1 protein-coding gene is annotated in these 815 nt (G+C 69.7%); it reads left to right on the top strand.

What is annotated here, in order from left to right:
• Positions 1 to 21: 21 nt before the first annotated feature.
• Positions 22 to 815, top strand: a 794-nt coding sequence (locus tag G3N99_RS40835; RefSeq protein WP_206125265.1) for a thiazole synthase, incomplete at its 3' end; no start/stop codon positions are given.

The following is an 815-nucleotide window of genomic DNA, read 5'->3' as shown; positions in this document are numbered from 1 at the left end:
CCGCTCTTTCAGGAAAACGACATGACGTCCCTCACCTCCGCCGACGCGTTGACGCTGTACGGCGAAACCTTCGCAAGCCGCGTGCTGATCGGCACGTCGCGCTATCCGTCGCTGCAGTCGCTGTCCGATTCGATCGCCGCGTCGCGGCCGGGGATGGTGACGGTCGCGCTGCGCCGCCAGATGACGGGCGGCACGGCCGAAGCCGGCTTCTTCGACCTGCTCAAGCGCCACGCGGTGCCGTTGCTGCCGAACACGGCCGGCTGCCAGACCGTCGCCGAAGCGGTGACGACCGCGCACATGGCGCGCGAGGTCTTCGGCACCGACTGGATCAAGCTCGAACTGATCGGCGACGACTACACGCTGCAGCCCGACCCGGTCGGCCTGATCGAAGCGGCCGCGCAACTGGTCAAGGACGGTTTCAAGGTGCTGCCGTACTGCACCGAGGATCTGGTGATCGGCCGGCGCCTGCTCGACGTCGGCTGCGAGGCGCTGATGCCGTGGGGCGCGCCGATCGGCACGGGCAAGGGCGTCGTGAACCCGTACGGCCTGCGCGTGCTGCGCGAACGTCTGCCCGACGTGCCGCTGATCGTCGACGCGGGGCTCGGCGTGCCGTCGCATGCGTGCCAGGTGATGGAGTGGGGCTTCGACGGCGTGTTGCTGAACACCGCCGTGTCGCAGGCCACGCACCCCGAAATCATGGCGCGCGCGTTTGCGCAGGGCGTCGAGGCCGGCCGTGCCGCGTATCTCGCCGGGCCGATGGATGCGCGCGAGACCGCACACGCGAGCACGCCGGTCGTCGGGATGCCGTTCTGGCA

The sequence above is a fragment of the Burkholderia sp. Ac-20392 genome (assembly GCF_017104585.1).
GTDB lineage: Bacteria > Pseudomonadota > Gammaproteobacteria > Burkholderiales > Burkholderiaceae > Burkholderia > Burkholderia lata.
Note: the sequence above shows the minus strand (reverse complement) of the source record. Positions and strands in the feature narration are given on the sequence as shown.